The organism is Pantoea leporis, assembly GCF_028048155.1.
Lineage (GTDB): Bacteria > Pseudomonadota > Gammaproteobacteria > Enterobacterales > Enterobacteriaceae > Pantoea > Pantoea leporis.
Genome location: NZ_JALMEU010000001.1, coordinates 1,519,739 through 1,537,455, shown reverse-complemented (window position 1 = coordinate 1,537,455; position 17,717 = coordinate 1,519,739). Strand labels below are relative to the sequence as shown.

The 17,717-nt window shown below is 55.2% G+C and carries 17 protein-coding genes, 1 tRNA gene and 2 pseudogenes; 11 read left to right on the top strand and 9 right to left on the bottom strand.

Annotation, left to right across the window (positions count from 1 at the left end; genetic code table 11):
- Window positions 1–168: 168 nt before the first annotated feature.
- Window positions 169–972 carry a 2,5-didehydrogluconate reductase DkgB gene (dkgB, locus tag MWH02_RS07300; RefSeq protein WP_271460159.1) on the top strand — a complete coding sequence of 268 codons (804 nt, stop codon included), beginning with the start codon at window positions 169–171 and terminating at the stop codon, window positions 970–972.
- Window positions 973–987: 15 nt separating this feature from the next.
- On the opposite strand, the gene yafC is transcribed toward dkgB, so the two are convergent.
- Window positions 988–1,896 carry a DNA-binding transcriptional regulator YafC gene (gene yafC / locus MWH02_RS07295; RefSeq protein ID WP_271460158.1) on the bottom strand — a complete coding sequence of 303 codons (909 nt, stop codon included), beginning with the start codon at window positions 1,894–1,896 and terminating at the stop codon, window positions 988–990.
- 100 nt (window positions 1,897–1,996) lie between these two features.
- Here yafC and MWH02_RS07290 point away from each other — a divergent pair.
- Both MWH02_RS07290 and MWH02_RS07285 read left to right on the top strand, forming a co-directional pair.
- Window positions 1,997–2,116: pseudogene (locus MWH02_RS07290) on the top strand (MFS transporter); the annotation flags it as partial.
- Window positions 2,117–2,406: 290 nt separating this feature from the next.
- Entirely contained in the window at window positions 2,407–3,210 is an 804-nt protein-coding gene (locus MWH02_RS07285) for an endonuclease/exonuclease/phosphatase family protein (RefSeq protein ID WP_008105211.1), read from the top strand.
- Between the two features lie 150 nt (window positions 3,211–3,360).
- Here the strand turns inward: MWH02_RS07285 and mltD are convergent, their stop codons facing one another.
- Both mltD and gloB read right to left on the bottom strand, forming a co-directional pair.
- Window positions 3,361–4,734: a murein transglycosylase D gene (gene mltD / locus MWH02_RS07280; RefSeq protein ID WP_137385203.1), complete on the bottom strand. Its 1,374-nt coding sequence runs from the start codon at window positions 4,732–4,734 to the stop codon at window positions 3,361–3,363.
- A gap of 71 nt (window positions 4,735–4,805) precedes the next feature.
- On the bottom strand, window positions 4,806–5,561 hold the full coding sequence (gloB, locus tag MWH02_RS07275; RefSeq protein WP_210082099.1) for a hydroxyacylglutathione hydrolase: 756 nt from the start codon (window positions 5,559–5,561) through the stop codon (window positions 4,806–4,808).
- 40 nt (window positions 5,562–5,601) lie between these two features.
- Between gloB and MWH02_RS07270 the strand changes: the two genes are divergently transcribed.
- Window positions 5,602–6,336, top strand: coding sequence for a class I SAM-dependent methyltransferase (locus tag MWH02_RS07270; protein ID WP_061723590.1), 735 nt, complete (start codon window positions 5,602–5,604; stop codon window positions 6,334–6,336).
- On the opposite strand, the pseudogene rnhA reads toward MWH02_RS07270, so the two are convergent.
- Window positions 6,321–6,888, bottom strand: a pseudogene (gene rnhA / locus MWH02_RS07265) (ribonuclease HI). The gene MWH02_RS07270 and the pseudogene rnhA sit on opposite strands and share 16 nt — an antisense overlap.
- Here rnhA and dnaQ point away from each other — a divergent pair.
- Together dnaQ and MWH02_RS07255 are read left to right on the top strand one after the other, a co-directional pair.
- A complete protein-coding gene (gene dnaQ, locus MWH02_RS07260; protein WP_137385206.1) occupies window positions 6,842–7,573 on the top strand; it encodes a DNA polymerase III subunit epsilon in 732 nt (243 codons plus the stop codon). The pseudogene rnhA and the gene dnaQ overlap by 47 nt on opposite strands.
- A gap of 134 nt (window positions 7,574–7,707) precedes the next feature.
- A tRNA-Asp gene (locus MWH02_RS07255) sits at window positions 7,708–7,784 on the top strand.
- Between the two features lie 190 nt (window positions 7,785–7,974).
- Here the strand turns inward: MWH02_RS07255 and MWH02_RS07250 are convergent.
- Complete coding sequence (locus MWH02_RS07250) at window positions 7,975–9,468, bottom strand: NCS1 family nucleobase:cation symporter-1 (RefSeq protein ID WP_271460157.1); 1,494 nt, start codon at window positions 9,466–9,468, stop codon at window positions 7,975–7,977.
- A gap of 145 nt (window positions 9,469–9,613) precedes the next feature.
- Between MWH02_RS07250 and MWH02_RS07245 the strand changes: the two genes are divergently transcribed.
- Genes MWH02_RS07245 through puuE form a run of 3 tightly spaced genes read left to right on the top strand, consistent with a single transcriptional unit; the run spans window position 9,614 to window position 12,053 of the window.
- Window positions 9,614–10,336, top strand: coding sequence for a GntR family transcriptional regulator (locus MWH02_RS07245; protein ID WP_101762549.1), 723 nt, complete (start codon window positions 9,614–9,616; stop codon window positions 10,334–10,336).
- Window positions 10,333–11,064 (top strand): allantoin racemase, encoded by a 732-nt coding sequence (hpxA, locus tag MWH02_RS07240; RefSeq protein ID WP_110867823.1) that lies wholly within the window; start codon window positions 10,333–10,335, stop codon window positions 11,062–11,064. Before MWH02_RS07245 ends, hpxA begins: the two co-directional genes overlap by 4 nt.
- A gap of 29 nt (window positions 11,065–11,093) precedes the next feature.
- Window positions 11,094–12,053: an allantoinase PuuE gene (gene puuE, locus MWH02_RS07235; protein ID WP_271460156.1), complete on the top strand. Its 960-nt coding sequence runs from the start codon at window positions 11,094–11,096 to the stop codon at window positions 12,051–12,053.
- A gap of 161 nt (window positions 12,054–12,214) precedes the next feature.
- Here puuE and hpxZ read toward each other — a convergent pair whose 3' ends face one another.
- From hpxZ to MWH02_RS07215, 4 genes are read right to left on the bottom strand one after another with little or no spacing between them, the layout of a single operon-like run.
- The gene (hpxZ, locus tag MWH02_RS07230) at window positions 12,215–12,598 is read right to left on the bottom strand and encodes an oxalurate catabolism protein HpxZ (RefSeq protein ID WP_271460155.1); all 384 of its coding nucleotides are present in this window, start codon (window positions 12,596–12,598) and stop codon (window positions 12,215–12,217) included.
- Between the two features lie 2 nt (window positions 12,599–12,600).
- Window positions 12,601–13,995, bottom strand: coding sequence for an AtzE family amidohydrolase (locus MWH02_RS07225; RefSeq protein ID WP_271460154.1), 1,395 nt, complete (start codon window positions 13,993–13,995; stop codon window positions 12,601–12,603).
- A complete protein-coding gene (hpxX, locus tag MWH02_RS07220; protein WP_061723592.1) occupies window positions 13,992–14,177 on the bottom strand; it encodes an oxalurate catabolism protein HpxX in 186 nt (61 codons plus the stop codon). The genes MWH02_RS07225 and hpxX overlap by 4 nt, the downstream gene beginning before the upstream one ends.
- A 12-nt stretch (window positions 14,178–14,189) precedes the next feature.
- Complete coding sequence (locus MWH02_RS07215; protein WP_271460153.1) at window positions 14,190–15,776, bottom strand: gamma-glutamyltransferase family protein; 1,587 nt, start codon at window positions 15,774–15,776, stop codon at window positions 14,190–14,192.
- A 121-nt stretch (window positions 15,777–15,897) separates the two neighbouring features.
- On the opposite strand from MWH02_RS07215, the gene hpxU reads away from it, so the two are divergent.
- Both hpxU and MWH02_RS07205 read left to right on the top strand, forming a co-directional pair.
- Window positions 15,898–16,737 carry a MurR/RpiR family transcriptional regulator HpxU gene (gene hpxU, locus MWH02_RS07210; RefSeq protein ID WP_101762543.1) on the top strand — a complete coding sequence of 280 codons (840 nt, stop codon included), beginning with the start codon at window positions 15,898–15,900 and terminating at the stop codon, window positions 16,735–16,737.
- 192 nt (window positions 16,738–16,929) lie between these two features.
- Window positions 16,930–17,715, top strand: coding sequence for a transporter substrate-binding domain-containing protein (locus MWH02_RS07205; RefSeq protein WP_097094836.1), 786 nt, complete (start codon window positions 16,930–16,932; stop codon window positions 17,713–17,715).
- Window positions 17,716–17,717: the final 2 nt, after the last annotated feature.

Genomic DNA, 17,717 nt, shown 5'->3' with positions numbered 1-17,717 from the left:
TTAATTGATAAGCCCTGACTGAAAAGTCAGGGCTTTTTCATATCTGCAATTTTTTCATTATTTTTGATAAAAAATCAAAATTCTTCTGCTTATGAACGGATTTTTCAGCAACAATAAACCTGCCAAAATAATTCCCATCGAAACATAACGCTATACGATGAGGAAATCATGACAATCCCCGCCTTTGGTTTAGGTACTTTCCGCCTGCAAGATGACGTTGTAATCCATTCAGTTAAAACTGCGTTGGAACTTGGCTATCGCACAATTGATACTGCGCAAATCTATGAAAATGAAGCGGCTGTGGGCCAGGCGATCGCTGAGAATGGCGCAGCACGTGGCGACTTGTTTATTACCACTAAAATTTGGATCGACAATCTTTCGGCTGAAAAGTTGATTCCCAGCTTGAAAGAGAGCCTGGCAAAGCTGCGCACAGGTTATGTCGATCTCACCTTAATCCACTGGCCTTCTCCCGGATCAGCGGTATCGTTGAAAGAGAGCATGTTGGCATTGATGGCAGCAAAAGAAGCAGGGCTGACGCGTCAAATTGGTATCTCAAACTTCCCAATTGCTTTGATGAAAGAGGCGATTGACGCGGTTGGCGTGGAAAATATAGCGACTAACCAGATTGAGCTGCATCCCTTTTTGCAGAATCGGCAGGTGGTTGATTTTGCTAAAAAGAATGGTCTTCATATCACTTCTTACATGACGTTAGCTTATGGAGAAGCGCTGAAGGATGAGGTAATTAATACCATTGCACAGAAGCACAAAGCTACTCCGGCACAGGTTGTTTTGGCATGGGCGATGAAGTTAGGTTACGCGGTGATCCCGTCATCAACTAAACGTGAAAACCTGGCGAGCAACATGACAGCGGTTGATCTGCAGCTAGACGATCAAGATATGGCAAATATTGCCGCGCTGGATCGTCATCAGCGCTTAGTGAGTCCAGAAGGTCTGGCGCCAGACTGGGATTAATCACTGCATCCCTTTTCAGCCCTGCACTCGCCAGGGCTGAGCTTTAACCCATTCACTCAGAAAATCGATAAACGCCCTGACGCGTTGGCTAACTCCTAAGTCACTGTAATAGACTGCATTAAAAGGCATCTCAACTGGAATACGCTGTTCAGCAAGCAGTTCAATAAAAGTACCATCAGCTATCTCTTTATCCACCATAAAATCTGATAAACACGCGATACCTTGGTCGCCTAGCACTAGCTGTTTAAGCGTTTCGCCGCTGTTAGATGACATTCCTGGCGTGATTTCATAAAGATCGCCACCTTCATTTGCGACAGGCCAGCGATTTAAGCGTGGCGTTTCAACGAAGCCAAGGCATTCATGCTGAGCCAAATCAGCTGTTGATGCAGGGACACCATATTTCGCCAGATAAGCCGGCGTTGCTACTAATTTGCGATAGCTTATAAAGAGCAAACGAGCGCGCAGTGTAGAATCCGTCAAATTGCCAGCGCGAATCGCCACATCGACTTTACGTTCGATGAGGTTAATAAAGCTCTCTGAGGAGATGAGCGATAGTGTGACATTGGGATAGCGCTCACGAAAGGGTTTAATCATCGGTAGCAACAGATGCAGAATCACGGGTGTAGCAGCATCAATACGCAGTACGCCCTGAGGCGCTAGCTGACGCTCAATCAACTCGCTCTCGGCGGTTGACATCTCCTGCATCAACTTTTGCACGCGGCGAAAGTAATGCTCGCCTTCATGAGTGAGCGCTAGCTGACGCGTAGTACGCGTTAAGAGCGCGACACCCAGCTTATTCTCCAGTTTTTTAACCGTACGACTCACCGCTGAATTGGCCATGTGCAACTGCTCTGCAGCGCGACTGAAGCTGCCGCTCTCCACTACAGCGATAAACACCTTAAGCTCATCTGACGATGCCTTCATTATCCCTCCAAAAGCAAAAGTCTGTTCGAACTTTGCATCTTTTTGTCATTAAAGCATGCGGCAACACTAATGCCCATCAAAACCTTAATGGGAGTTAATCATGCCAATTGCACTTTGGGCGCTGACGATCAGTGCCTGTGCGATCGGAACGACAGAATTTGTTATCGTCGTTCTGAGCCCAACCATCGCTGAACAACTCCGTATTACGCTGCCTGCCGCAGTGAGCGTGATTCTGCATTGTTGAACATTATGGATTGGCGCAAACCCCGTGGATCGGTACGGTGTATGTACCTGGCACGCTGCTGCTAGTGCGATTGAGTGGCCAACCCGATAAAACTCAGACTGCAATAGCGATGGAATAACATGCACAAAAGCCTGCCAACTGGCAGGCTTTTACATTGGTAAGCTGTGAGGCGAATTCCGACAATCAAGAACACCAATTGAAACCCCGCGCTAAAATCCCTATAACAGTCAGGTGAAGTACGAGTCGTAAACCAGTTGGGCGGGAAAGTGCGGAAAAAAACTTATTCAATGCGTTATGTAGCAGGTCAGCCAGCAGAACGGATTTTTCCGCCGGGGGCAATGCTGCATCTTGGGCAGGCATTACCGCCTGGCGCACCTTTGCCAGCTGATCCCACACTGCGAGTTTTAGTCTGGAATATCTTCAAGCAACAGCGTGCAGACTGGATGTCTGTGCTCCAAGGTTTTGGCAAAGATGCCCACCTTGTTCTGCTGCAGGAGGCGCAGGCCACGCCTGAACTGGTCAAATTCGCCACCAGTAACTATCTCGCGGCCGATCAGGTGCCAGCCTTTGTCTTACCGCAACATCCTTCCGGCGTCATGACGTTGGCGTCTGCGCACCCTGTGTACTGTTGCCCACTAAGGGAACGTGAGCCGCTGCTGCGTTTGGCCAAATCTGCGCTGGTCACGGCGTATCCATTACCCACGGGCGAAATGCTGATGGTGGTGAATATCCACGCGGTCAATTTCAGTCTCGGTGTCGATGTCTACAGCAAACAGTTGGGGCCGATTGGCGAACAGATTCAACATCATCGCGGGCCGGTGATCATGGCGGGGGATTTTAACGCCTGGAGCCGCCAGCGCATGAATGCGCTATATCGCTTTGCGCGGGAGATGTCTTTGCGTGAGGTGAACTTCACCGATGACCATCGCCGAAAAGCCTTTGGGCGCCCACTGGATTTCGTCTTCTACCGCGATATGAAGGTCAGTGAGGCTTCGGTACTGGTGACGCGCGCATCAGATCACAATCCGCTGCTGGTTGAGTTCAACTCTCTCTACGGTATCGAGCGTTAAGCTAATACGCTCGAACTCACGCCTCGCAACAGTTAATGTTCAGCTGAAATAATACAGGGAAGGGCGAGTCAGAGCCTGAACAGGCGATATGCAGAATTTAGCAGAAGCAGAAAATGAAAAAGGCTGACAAAAGTCAGCCTTTTCGGGGCATTAGGTATCAGGTGTTGCGCTATTATTCACAAACAGCGTGAGCTTGTCGCCCGGCTGAATGTCTTTAGCGTCACTGTTCCAGCGCATAACGTCTTTGGTGTTCACACCGTGGCGTTTAGCAATACTGGCAAAAGAATCACCCTTACGTACACGGTAGGTGATGCTGTTGCCGTTATCAGCCAATTGCGTGCTCGCTTTGCCGCTCACGGTCAGAGTCTGACCGGTACGAACTGAAGCGCTGCGCAGATTGTTCTGCTGTTTCAGTGCACTGACGCTTACGCCAAGCTTGTTGGCAATGCCAGACAAGGTGTCGCCTTTGCGTACCGTATAGCTGTTTCCTGCCGCACTGACTTTCGCCATCTCGGTAGGCTGCACGGAAGCGATATCACCGGAAGCCAGTGAATCGCGCAACTTAGCAACGTTGGACTTAGGCACCATAATGTAGTGCGGTCCATTTGGCGCAGTGGCACCGTTTTTATAACCGGCATTAAATGTCTTCAGCTTGCTGAGAGACATTCCGGCCATATCGGCGGCCTGCGTCAGTTCAATCTGCTGTCCCACCTCTACGCGAGCTAAAGCACGGCTCTCGTTCGGGGTCGGCAGTTTGATACCGTAACGCTTGTTGTTCTTGAGAATCTCACTCAAGGCCAACATTTTAGGTACGTAAACCGTGGTCTCGCGGGGCAGCGATAAACTCCAGAAGTCAGTCGGCTTACCGCGCGCCTTATTCTGTTTCATCGCCTTCAGCACACGTCCTTCACCGCTGTTATAGGCGGCGATGGTCAGTAACCAGTCGCCGTCAAACATACCGTTCAGACGCTGCATCATATCCAGCGCTACTTTGGTCGAGGCCACCACATCGCGGCGTCCGTCGTACCATTGGTTCTGTTTCAAACCATAGTTTTTGCCCGTTTGTGCAACAATCTGCCAGATGCCGGCGGCATTCGCAGAAGATGTTGCGTGTGGGTCAAAAGCGCTCTCCACTATGGGTAGCAGTACCAGTTCCATCGGCATTTTACGTTTCTGTATCTGCTCGACAATCCAGTACATGTACGGCTCTGCCCGTAATGTTACATCGTGGAGATAGCTCTTATTTTTTAAAAATTTTGTTTTTTGTTCGCGGATCCGGCTGTTTTCCGGAATCCCCATCTTCAACTCGTCACTAATGTGATTCCAGAGATCAGTATCTTCTGCGAGGCTTGTTCCATCATCCTGCCATCGCGGCGACAACAATCGATCTCCGTACTTTCCATTTTCACCTTGACCAGCTGAAGACAGACTCTGGGCATGCTGTACGGGGATATTGGCGTCATTCCTTGATGCCTGACATCCTACCAGCAAGACCGAGGCGAGTAAGATCGCTTTAGCCTTCATGTGTGTGTCAATAGTTCGCTTAAAAGACGAGCAACTATACGTGACGGTCCACCACAACACAACCTCAAATATCAAAAGCGGTCTTTCTTCTCGCGTAGATCGGCGAAAGTTTGCCATAACGCTGATGATGAGACATTAGTGCCTAAAGCCTGTTGTAAATCAGCCTCTTGCGTGCGTAAAAATAAATTTATTTCCCGCTCTAAGGCCAGTTTTGTTGGTAAAGTGATGCGGTTTTCTGCGCGTAAGTCCTTAATTTGCTGATACCTTGCCAAAATTTTAGGGTCATGGGGCAGAATAGCCGCAGCAAACTTCATATTGGATAAAGTGTACTCATGCGCGCAGCAAACGAGAGTATCTTCAGGGAGCTGATTAAGTTTTTGAAATGATTCGAACATTTGCTCTGCAGTGCCTTCAAATAAACGCCCGCAGCCGCCAGAAAACATCGTGTCACCACAGAAAAGATAAGGGGAGCTGAAATATGAGATATGTCCTAAAGTGTGACCGGGTGTTGCGATGACACGGAAATTCAGCCCAAGCAGGGTAAATTCATCACCTTCGGCCACAATACGCTTCGCCCCTTTATCTGCCGTTTCCTGTGGACCGAAAACCGCCAATTCGGGATAGTGCTGCAGCAGCTCATCCACACCGCCGACGTGATCGTGATGATGATGTGTCAGCAAAATCGCCACGGGTTGCCAATGATTGGCCCTGATTTTATCCAGCACCGGCTGTGCTTCGCCGGGATCGACTATCAAACACCTGTTGTCATCGTCCGTCAGTGTCCAGATGTAGTTATCCTGCAATGCGGGAATGCTGGTAAGATTCATAAACACCTCTCAGGTCGTAGAAAAAGGAAAATGGTAGAGCATGAAGCCGGCTAAAACACGCCAAATCCTGACTGCACCGCGCTCCTGGCGCGATATGCCAATGGGAGACTATTTTCGCGACGCGCTCACTCAGCAACTGCAGCCTTATCTCGGCAAGCTGTATGGCTTTCATATGCTTAAAATTGGCAGCCTCAGCGCAGAAATCAACACCAGCCAGTGTGCCATATCGCATCAGGTGAATGTGGGCATTGAGGGCGATGAATTACAGGTTATCGCCAATAACACGCAATTACCCTTTGAATCTAAATCCGTTGATGCCTGTTTACTTGCGCACACGTTGGCGTGGAGTCAGGATCCGCACCGCGTACTGCGTGAAGTGGATCGGGTATTGATCGATGATGGCTGGATGATCATCAGTGGCTTCAACCCTTTCAGTTTATTAGGGATTAGCAAAGGCATTCCGGGTTTGCACTCGCGCGCGCCGTGGAGTGGACGGATGTTCAGCCAGGTACGATTGCTCGACTGGCTGGGCCTGCTGAATTATGAGGTGGTTTACCGCACCCGTTTTCAGGTGGTGCCGTGGCATCGGCAGGGCGGCAGGGTGATCAGCGCGCATTTACCGGCGCTCGGTTGTTTGAACATTGTGGTGGCACGTAAACGTACGTTCCCGCTAACGCCCACCAAAATGAAGAAGAATCTGAGTCAAAGCCAGCTACGGCAAACGGTTAACGTCACGCGCCAGTTTCGTGAAGTGAAGGATCAGGATTCAACCTGATAACCGATATCATCCTGAGTGGGCTTTCCCGCCGCGCTGCGTGCCAGTTCATCGCAGCGTTCGTTCTCCGGATGCCCGGCGTGGCCTTTTACCCATTCCCACTTAATTTCATGGTTGCTGAGCGCCACATCGAGACGTTTCCACAGATCGACATTTTTTACCGGTTTTTTATCGGCGGTTTTCCAGCCGCGCTTCTTCCAGTTATGGATCCAGCTGGTGATACCCTGACGAACATATTGGCTGTCGGTGCTGATCACCACCTCACACGGCTGTTTTAACGCTTCGAGCGCCACGATAGCCGCCATCATTTCCATACGATTGTTGGTGGTGAGGCGATAACCTGTACTGAACTCTTTTTCATGCGCGCCATAACGTAAAATGGCGCCATAACCGCCGGGACCGGGATTGCCCAGGCAAGATCCATCGGTGAATATTTCTACCTGTTTGCGCATCTCTGGTAGACTTCCTTCTGACAAAACGCCAAGTCTGACATAAAACGAGTCCTATGAGCACTGCAAATAACCGCCAGATCGTCCTCGATACTGAAACCACCGGCATGAACATGATCGGTGTGCATTATGAAGGACATCGCATCATTGAAATTGGTGCGGTTGAGGTGATCAACCGTCGCCTGACCGGCAACAACTTCCATATGTATCTGAAGCCCGATCGGCTGGTGGATCCGGAAGCGTTCGGCGTTCACGGTATCGCCGATGAATTCCTCGCTGATAAGCCGATGTTTGCGGATATCGCCGACGAATTCCTTGATTACATCCGTGGCGCAGAGCTGGTGATCCATAACGCATCGTTCGATATCGGCTTTATGGATTATGAATTCGGCATGCTGAAGCGGGATATCGGCAAAACCGAAACCTTCTGCCAGATCACCGATAGCCTGGCGATGGCGCGTAAGATGTATCCCGGCAAGCGCAACAGCCTCGATGCATTGTGCAACCGTTATGAGATAGACAACAGTAAACGTACGCTGCACGGCGCACTGCTCGATGCCGAGATTCTGGCCGAAGTATTCCTGATGATGACCGGCGGTCAAACCTCACTGGCATTTTCTCTGGACGGTGAGCAGAACAATCAGGGCGGCGCGGAGAACATTCAGCGCATTGTGCGTCCGACTTCAGGTCTGCGCGTGGTCAGCGCCAGCGATGAAGAGATTGCTGCGCACGAAGGTCGTCTGGATTTGGTGCAGAAGAAGGGTGGTAGCTGCTTGTGGCGCGTGTAAAACGGCTGATTTTGCGTGCAAAATCGACGTTAAGCTGAAAAAAACGTCAAACGAAACATTCCCACAGAAAAAGCGTTGACGGGTGTGAAAGCTGCTATTAATATGCGCCTCGTTCTCGACGGGGAACAAAGCGCGGAGCGGTAGTTCAGTTGGTTAGAATACCTGCCTGTCACGCAGGGGGTCGCGGGTTCGAGCCCCGTCCGTTCCGCCAATCTATTTAAAGAAGCCGATGCAGAAATGCATCGGCTTTTTGCTTTTTCTAAATGGTGTCGTTTCCCTCATCCCCCGCCTTCTCCCGCAAGCTGGCGAAGGCGCTGATCGCGCTCGATGTTAACCCTCGCAGCGGGCTGCTCCTTCTCTCGCTAGCGGGCGAAGGTGGGATGAGGGCCAGCGCGCGCAACTTAATCCTTCTGTACCGCCACCGTCGCGCGATACGCCGCCACCGACTCTTCGCGATCAGCGCGCGCCAGCCAGCGATAGCAGCCCGCACCCAACGCCACGCCGATAAACCAGCTAAAGTTCGCCACCGCATGCAGTGAAGGAATAAAGCTGATCACCAGACAAATGCCCACCGACGGCAGCAGCGCGGCAATCGCTTTCGGGTTGAAGCCGCCGCGATACCAGTAACGTCCTTTCGGCGTGTCATCAAACAGGTCATCCACGTAGACTTTGCTGCGTTTAATCAGATAGAAATCGGCCACCAGGATGCCAAACAGCGGCCCAATAAACGAGCCCAGCACATCCAGCGTGTAGTGAATCAGTTCTGGCGACTGGAACAGGTTCCACGGCGTCAGTAACACCGAACCGACTGCGGCAATCATGCCACCGGTGCGGAAGCTGATTTTCTGCGGTGAGCAGTTCGAGAAGTCGAATGCTGGCGAAACGAAGTTCGCCACGATATTAATGCCGATGGTAGCGATAATCATGGTCAGCAGGCCAATCGCCACCGCCACGTCGTTACCCACCATGCTGACAGTTTCAATCGGATCGGTGATCATTCTGCCGAACAGCGATTGCGTACCGGAGACAATCACCACGGTGACAATCGAGAACAGCAGGAAGTTGAACGGTAAGCCCCAGCGGTTGCCGCGACGAATTTCGCCCATGCTTTTGCCATAACGCGAGAAGTCACCAAAATTCAGCAGCGGACCGGAGAAGTAGGAGACCACCAGCGCGGTGGCGGTAATCATCTGCCAGGTTTGCTCGCCGGTGCTCAACTGCTTGCTGGCCAGCGTAAAGGAGATACCATCGAAACCGGTTTTGTATACAATCCAGCCCGCCAGCGCCACCATCACCACGTACACCGCCGGACCGGCGACATCAATAAAGCGTTTAATCGCGTTCATGCCGTGCCAGAACACCATCGCCTGCAGTAACCACATCACACCGAAACAACACCAGCCCAGCTGAGATAAGCCGAGCCAGCTGCTTTGCGTCATGCTGCTCAGGGTGGGGAAGAACTTCAGCAGCACCAGCATTAGCGCGTTAGCCGCCAGATAAGTCTGGATGCCGTACCACGCAAAAGCGATCAGCCCGCGAATAATCGCCGGGATGTTAGCGCCAAACACGCCAAACGCCTGACGCGAAATCACTGCGTACGGTACGCCCGCCATCTGGCTCGGTTTGGCCACCAGATTGGCGCACAGCTGCACAATGCAGATGCCCATTAACAAGCACAGCAGCACCTGCCAGCTCGCCAGCCCGAGGGTAAAGAAGCTGGCGGCCACCACGTAGCCGCCCATGCTGTGCACGTCCGACATCCAGAACGAAAAGATGTTGTACCACGACCAGTTCTGGTCGCGCGTCGGCGCCAGATCGTCATTACACAGACGTGGACTGTATTGTGCGTTGGCTTCAGAGGCCACCCGCGAGGTCACTTCAGAATGATTTGGCATGAAACCTGCTCCTCTCAACATCATGGAAAAATAATCACAGCGTGAAACGGTATTGCAGGATCCAGGCCAGAAATGATTTCTTGTATACAAAAAAATAATTTCACGTATACGATGTGCAGCACACAGTCACTTACCGGAGCAGGTAATGAAGAGTGAAACAGGCCAGAAAACGGCTGCCGATCTGAACGATCGCGATGAACCTATCTATCAGGCGCTGCTTACCGCCATCGTTGAGCATCAACTGCCGCCGGGCAGTAAATTGCCGGAAGAAGCCTTATCGGATGTCTTCGGCGTGAGTCGCACCGGCATTCGTAAGGTGCTGCAACGCCTCGCCGCGGTGCAAATGATCACTTTGTCGCCCAGGCGTGGTGCACAGGTGGCGACGCCGGGCGTGGATGAAGCCCGCGACATCTTCGCCACCCGCAGTTTATTAGAGTGCGCCAATCTGCCAGCGGTGCTGAGCCACGTGCAGGCACCGCACTTAGCGGCACTCGGCGTGCTGATTGAAGAAGAGCAACAGGCACATGACCAGCACGATGGTGCCGCGGCGATTCGTCTCTCCGCCGCCTTTCATATTCAGCTGCAGGCGATCTCCGGTAACGCAGTGCTCACCGATATGGTGACGCGCCTGACGCAGCGTTCGTCGCTGGTGATTGCCGCTTACGGTGCACCGTGGCAGCGCGGCTGCCGTTGCGATCATCACGATCGGCTGGTGGATCTGCTGCGGCAAAAAGATCTGCCGGGGTTAACGGCGGCGCTGCAGCATCACTTCGAACATATTGTTGCCAGCCTGCACTTTGAGCGCAGCGGCGAAACCTTGCCTGATTTCACCCGGTTATTTGCCGGTAACAAAGGAGCGGCATCATGAGCCTGATTCAGGTCATCAATCCCAACACCAGCTTAGCGATGACGGAAACCATGGGTACTGCCGCGCGCGCCGTCGCCGCGCCGGGCACCGAGATTCTGGCGGTGTGCCCGACTCACGGCGTCGAGTCGATTGAAGGTCATTTTGATGAGGCCATCGCGGCGATTGGTGTGTTGGAGCAGGTAAAACGCGGCAAAGAGCAGGGCGTGAGCGGCCATATCATTGCCTGCTTCGGCGATCCGGGATTGCTGGCGGCGCGTGAACTGGCAAGCGGCCCGGTAATTGGCATTGCGGAAGCGGCCATGCACACCGCCACGCTGGTGGCGACGCGCTTTTCGATTGTCACCACCTTGCCGCGCACGCTGGTGATTGCGCGCCATCTGCTGCAGCAATATGGCTTCACACACCATTGTGCCGCGCTGCACGCCATCGATCTGCCGGTGCTGGCGCTGGAAGACGGCAGCGGCGTGGCGCAGGAGAAAGTGCGTCAGCGCTGCATGCAGGCCAAACGCGAAGATGGCAGCGGCGCGATTGTGCTGGGCTGTGGCGGTATGGCTACGCTGGCGCAGGATCTCACCAAAGAACTGGGCATGCCGGTAATCGACGGGGTCAGCGCTGCGGTAAAAATGGTGGAGTCGCTGGTGGCGCTAGGCTTTGGTACCAGCAAGCATGGCGATCTCGATTATCCACTCGAAAAACCGCTCAGCGGAGCCTTTCAGCACCTAAACTAACCACTGGTTGAGCGACAGGAACTTACAGAATGAATGATGTATCTGGCAAGAAAGAGTACAGCTTCAACAAAAACTATCCCCGCGATCTGATCGGCTATGCTGGCAACCCGCCGCATGCGCAGTGGCCGGGCAAAGCGCGCGTCGCGGTGCAGTTTGTCCTTAATTACGAAGAGGGCGCCGAGAACAACGTGTTGCATGGCGACGCCGGTTCCGAGCAGTTTCTTTCCGATATCATTGGCGCGGCCAGCTACGCCGATCGCCATATGTCGATGGATTCGCTGTATGAATACGGCTCACGCGCCGGTTTCTGGCGCATCCATAATGAGTTTCAAAAGCGCGGTTTGCCGTTGACGGTGTTTGGTGTGGCGATGGCGCTGGCGCGTCATCCGGACATCGTTGAGGCGATCAAAGCGGCGGATTACGACGTGGTGAGCCACGGCTGGCGCTGGATTCACTATCAGGCAATGGATGCCAAAACCGAGCGCCAGCACATGCAGCAGGCGGTGGACGTGTTAACCGACCTGTTTGGCAAAGCGCCAACCGGCTGGTACACCGGCCGCGACAGCCCCAACACCCGACGCCTGGTGGTCGAGCAGGGCGGCTTTAGCTATGACAGCGACTATTACGGCGACGATTTACCGTTCTGGACGCAGGTCACCTGTCAGGACGGCACGGTTAAACCGCATCTGGTCATCCCTTACACGCTGGAGTGCAACGATATGCGCTTCGCCTCGCCGCAGGGCTTCAACACCGCGGAGCAGTTCTTTACCTATTTGCGCGACACCTTTGATGTGCTGTACGAAGAGGGCGAAACGGCACCGAAGATGATGTCGATTGGCATGCACTGTCGTTTACTGGGACGTCCGGGGAAATTCCGTGGCTTGCAGCGCTTCCTCGATCACATTCAGCAGCATGAGGATGTGTGGGTGTGTACGCGGCAGCAAATCGCCGATCACTGGATCGTGACGCATCCGGCACCGAGCGCTTAGCCCCTCATCCCAACCTTCTCCCGCCAGCGGGAGAAGGAGCCGCTCCGGCCCCGGTTCAACAAATCACTCCACCTAATCATTCCCTCTCCCGCATGCGATAGCCCAATCATTCCCTCTCCCGCGTGCGGGAGAGGGTTAGGGTGAGGGAAAAACCACCCAACTCAACTCATCAAACTCACCTGCGCCGCGACAATCCGCCAGCCGCATGGTAATCGCACCCACGTCTGCTGCTGGCGTCCGATCTTCTCTACGCCTTCACGCGTAAACTCCGTACTGCACACCGCATAGTCATCGCCAAAAGTGGTGATCACCGTATTACGTAACTCGCGATCCAACCCTTTCGACGGACGCGCCGCGCGAAAAGCGCGGATCTCATCAATGCCATACAAATTCTCACCCGCGCCCAAACGCACGGTGCGTTTGTCGTGCCAGAACAGCTCATCCAACACCTCCACATCATTGCTGATCAGCGCTTGCTCATAGCGGTAAAAGGCGGCGGTGACTTCGGCGAGAATTGCCGGGCGATCGATATGTTCAGGTGTCATTTTCAGGCGTCCATTAAGGTGGTTTGTGGCAGCGTCAGCCCTTGCTGTTGCAGCGCCCAGGCGGCGCGCAGTGCCAGATGTTCTTTAAACGGCGCAGCGATCAGCTGCAAGCCTATCGGCAAGCCGCTAGCGGTTTGCAGCGGCACGGTACAGACCGGTAAGCCGAGGAACGAAATCGGCTGGGTTAGCATGCCCATGCTGGCGCGCGTCGGCAAATGCTGGCCGTTGATATGAATGGTTTCCTGGCCGATGGTGGTGGCGGTGCAAGGCGTGGCGGGCGCAATCAGCACGTCAAACTGCTCAAACAGCGGCAGCACCTGCTGCTGGAAGTGGCGGCGGAAACGCTGGGCCTGCACGTACCACGCCGAAGGCAGCATCGCACCGGCCAGCAGGCGCTCACGCGAGTTGGGCTCGAACTGCTCCGGCTGCGTGCGCAGCATCGGCAGGTAGTGATTGCCGCCTTCTGCGGCGGTCATGATAAAGGCCGCCGAGCGTGCGATCTCCGCATTCGGCAAGGTCACTTCGTCGATTGCCTGCAGCGCTTTAGCTGCCACCGCCACGGCGGCACGCGCTTCATCGCTGCACCAGGTTGAGAAGAACCCGCCGAGTACCGCGCTGCGCACGCCTTCTGCGCCCTTGCTGAGCCCTGCGCTAGCTGGCGAGACGGGCTGCGCGGCCTGGAAGGCATCGCTGGCATCGGCACCTTGCAAGGTGTCGTACACCAGGCTCAAATCTTCAACCGAACGGGCAAACGGGCCGATGTGATCGAGGCTGGCGACAAACGGATGGCTGCCGCTGCGCGACAGGCGGCCGAAGGTCGGCTTCAGGCCAAAGATGCCGCACAGTGAAGCTGGCACGCGGATCGAGCCGTTAGTGTCGGTACCGAGCGAGAAGTGCACCAAACCCGCAGCCACCGCCGCCGCTGAACCGCCGGACGATCCGCCCGCCACGCGGGTTAAATCGCGCGGGTTGCGCGTTGCGCCGTAATGGGTGTTTTCCGTGGTAAAACCATAAGCATAGGCATCCATATTCAGCATGCCGGAGAGCAGCGCGCCAGACTGACGCAGTTTGCTCACCGCCCACGCATCCTCGCGCGCCGCCGCACGTGCGCTGAACAGGCTGGCACCGGCTAAGGTGCTGTGTCCGGCGACATCAAACAGGTTTTTCACCGCGTAAGGAATGCCGGCTAACGGCGGCAAGGCTTCACCGCGCTGGCGCAGCTGATCGATCTGATCGGCTTCGCGCAGCATGCGCTGGCCGGTGACTTCGGTCCAGGCGTTGATCGCCTTATGCTGTTCAATCGCCGCCAGCGTGTTTTGCGCGATATCGCGGGCGCTGATCTCGCCCTGACTCAGCGCCTGCTGCAGGGCATTAATCGATAATGACGACAGTTTCATGGATGAAACACTCCCGCCACTTCCAGGCGATCGTCGAGCGGCAGCGCCATCAGCGGCTCGGCCATGGCGGCGATGCGGTTGAACTGCGTCAGCAGCTCGGCGCGGCGCGCATCATCCAGCTCCAGCGCCAGAATCTGCTCCATTTGGGCGATATAGGTGGCCCAGTCCGGTTGTGAACTCATCAATAATCTCCGTTAGAAACCGGCGGCGCTGCCGTTGCTGCGCGGATCGAACGCGCCTTCCAGCATGCCGTTGTTGTGTCTGACGATCGCGCCCGCATGGCCGACCACCTCACTGAAATCGGGTAGCAGTTCAACCTCATGGCCGAGCGCACGCAGCTGCTGCACCGTTTCCGGCGCGATGCGCGCTTCGAGCTTGAGCGAATCGGATGATTGTCCCCACGTACGACCCAGCAGCCAGCGCGGCGCGCTCACCGCCTGTTGTAGCGGATGTCCCTGAATTACGTGACGGGTGAAAATCGCCGCCTGGGTTTGCGGTTGGCCGTCGCCGCCCATCGAACCGTAAACCATGGTGCGGCCATCTTTGAGACGCGCGGCAGCGGGATTGAGGGTGTGGAACGGCTGTTTGCCCGGCTGCAGTGCCAGCAGATGTTCGGGGTGCAGGCTGAAGGCGGCACCCCGGTTTTGCCAGGTGATGCCGGTGCCGGGCAGCACCACGCCACTGCCGAATTCGTGATAGACGCTCTGGATAAACGAAACCGCTAATCCGCTGCTGTCCATCACGCCCATCCACACGGTATCGCCCGGCCCGCGCCCGGTGCCCCACGCAGCGGCTTGTTGATCGTCCACCTGCGCCGCCAGCGTGCTGAGGTGTTCCTCATCCAGCAGACGCTGCACATCAATGTCGATGTGGCGCGGATCGGTGATGTGCTTGTCACGCAGCGCAAAGGCTTTTTTAGTGGCTTCAACGATGCGGTGCACGGTTTGCGCTTCATCGGCGTCAGCCATATTCAGCCGATCGGTAATGCCGAGGATCGCCAGCGACACCAAACCCTGCGTCGGCGGCGTCATGTTCCAGATGTCGCCTTCACTGTGTGCCAAATGCAGCGGCGTGCAGCGCCGGGCTTGGTGCGTCTGCAAATCCTCCAACGTGATCGGCATCCCCAGCGCAGTCATTTCGCGCGCCAGATGGTGCGCCAGTTCACCGCGATAGAAACTTTCCAGCCCGTGATCGCACAGCATGCTCAGCGTATTCGCCAGCGCCGGCTGGGTGAAGCGACTGCCAGCAAGCGGCACGCTGCCGTCCGGTAAAAAGGTGGCGGCAAAACCAGGTTGATGCTGCAACTCGTGCTGTTTGGCGGCGGTGGCGGCGGCTTGCGAGGCGGTGACCGGAATGCCGTCGGCGGCATAGCGAATTGCATCGCGCAGCAGACGGGTTAACGGCAGCGGCGTCGCGCCAAGTTCCTGCGCCAGCGTCAACGCTTCCTGCCAGCCGCTGACGGTACCCGCCACGGTTAAGGCGGCTTTGGGGCCGCGATGCGGAATCTGCGTTTCGCCATGGTAGAAATCAAGATGTGCCAGCGAACCGGCTGCGCCGCTGGCGTCAATGGCGATGGGATCGCCGTTTGGCGGCACCACCAGCCAGAAGCCGTCGCCGCCCAAACCGTTCATGTGCGGGTAAACCACGGCGATGGTGGCTGCGGCGGCCACCATCGCTTCCAGCGCATTGCCGCCTTCGCGCAGTACGGCTAAGGCGCTTTCGCTGGCGAGATGGTGCGGCGTAACGGCCATGCCTAACGGCGCCATGTTGCTCTGTATCATAAAGAACTCTTTTTCTGGGTACGTGGTTAATGGGAAGCAAGAGCTGTTCCAGTTTTGAACGGACATCAATCTGGATCGATTTATGCTAGCTTGTGATGAAACGAAAGTTACAGGACCGATGATGAAACAACTTGATGAACGCCTTCGTAGTCACTATCCGCAACTGTCGCCGCAGGAGCAGCGCATTGCCGACTTCGTGTTTGACCATTTTGATGACCTGATCAGCTACAACAGCGCCGAGCTGGCGCGGCTGAGCGGTGTGTCGAAGGCCACGGTCAGCCGTTTATTCAAGCGTCTCGGTTACGAGAAATATAAGGACATGCGCGACGAGCTGCGCATCCTGCGCCAGAGCGGCATGCCGCTCACCGACAACCGCGATGCGGTACAGGGCAACACCTTGCTGTCGCGCCACTATAAGCAGGAGATGGCCAACCTGACGCAGTGGGTCAACAGCATCGATCCGCAGCAGTTTGGCGAGGTGATTAGCGCGCTGGGCGCGGCAAAACGGGTATTTATCATCGGCATGCGTAATGCCTATCCGGTGGCGCTGCACCTGCGTCAGCAACTGATGCAGGCGCGTCCGCAGGTGCATGTGCTGCCGCAGCCGGGCCAGACGTTGGGCGAAGAGCTGGTGGATATCACGCCCGACGATATCGTGGTGGTGATGGCGTTTCGCCGCCGTCCACGCATCATTCGTCCGCTGATGCAGCAGCTGCAGCAGAGCAACATTCCGGTGCTGGCGCTGTGTGAGCCGCAGGCGCAGGGGATTATTACGCTGGCGCGCTGGCAGCTTTGCGCGCCGCTCGACAGCGTTTCCGCTTTTGATAGCTACGCCTCCGCCATGAGTCTGATTAACCTGCTGGCGAATGCGTTGCTGCATGAAATGTTGTCGCAGGGCCGTCAGCGCATCCATCAAATTGCCGATCTTTATCAGCATCTCGACGAGCTGGAACACCGTTAACGGGCGCCATTATGGTGCATTGCACTAATTTTGATCGTTAATTCCAACGGGCGCAATGCCCGTTTTTGTTGCCTTCAACGCGGTAATTCCGCGTTTTTTCTCCTTTCTTCTCCCGGCACTGCGGTTGGCACATTAGTTGCAGAATGATTCATCAAGAATCTTTTGTTTCACGTAAACTCACCGGGGTGCATAATGAAAAAAGTATTATTAGCGGTAGCGGGCGCGGCATTGCTGATGGCGCAGGTCGGGAGTGCGATGGCCGATCAGCTGCAGGATATCCAAAAGCGCGGCGTGATCCGCGTGGCGGTTCCGCAAGACTTCCCGCCGTTCGGTTCTGTAGGTACAGATCTGCAACCCCAGGGCTACGATATCGACATGGCGAAGTATCTCGCTAAACAGATGAAACTGAAGTTGCAGCTGGTGCCCGTTTCCAGTGCCAACCGCGTGCCGTATCTGCAGACCGATAAAGTCGATCTGGTGATCTCCAGCATGGGTAAAAACGCCGAGCGTGAAAAAGTGATCGATTTCACCCGCGCTTACGCGCCATTCTTCCTCGGCGTATTTGGTCCGAAAGGCGAAACGCTGAAAGATGCGGCAGCGCTGAGCGGCAAATCGATCGGCGTCACGCGCGGTGCAGTGGAAGATATGGTGTTAAGCGATATCGCCCCGAAAGAGGCGCAGGTGAAGCGTTATGAAGATAACAACACCACGCTGTCGGCCTACCTTTCCGGACAAGTGCAGTACGTTGCGACGGGCAACCTGGTAGTGGCGGCGATTGCGCGCCAGAACGCCGAAAAAGCGCCGGTTGCCCAGTTCATGCTGAAAGATTCACCGTGCTACATCGGCCTGAAAAAAGATGAGCCAGCGCTGAAAGAGAAAGTGAATGCGCTGATTGAGCAGGGAATCAAAGACGGCACGCTGAACAAGCTGTCGGAAGAGTGGCTGAAAGCGCCGCTGCCAGCGAACCTCGGCGCATAAAG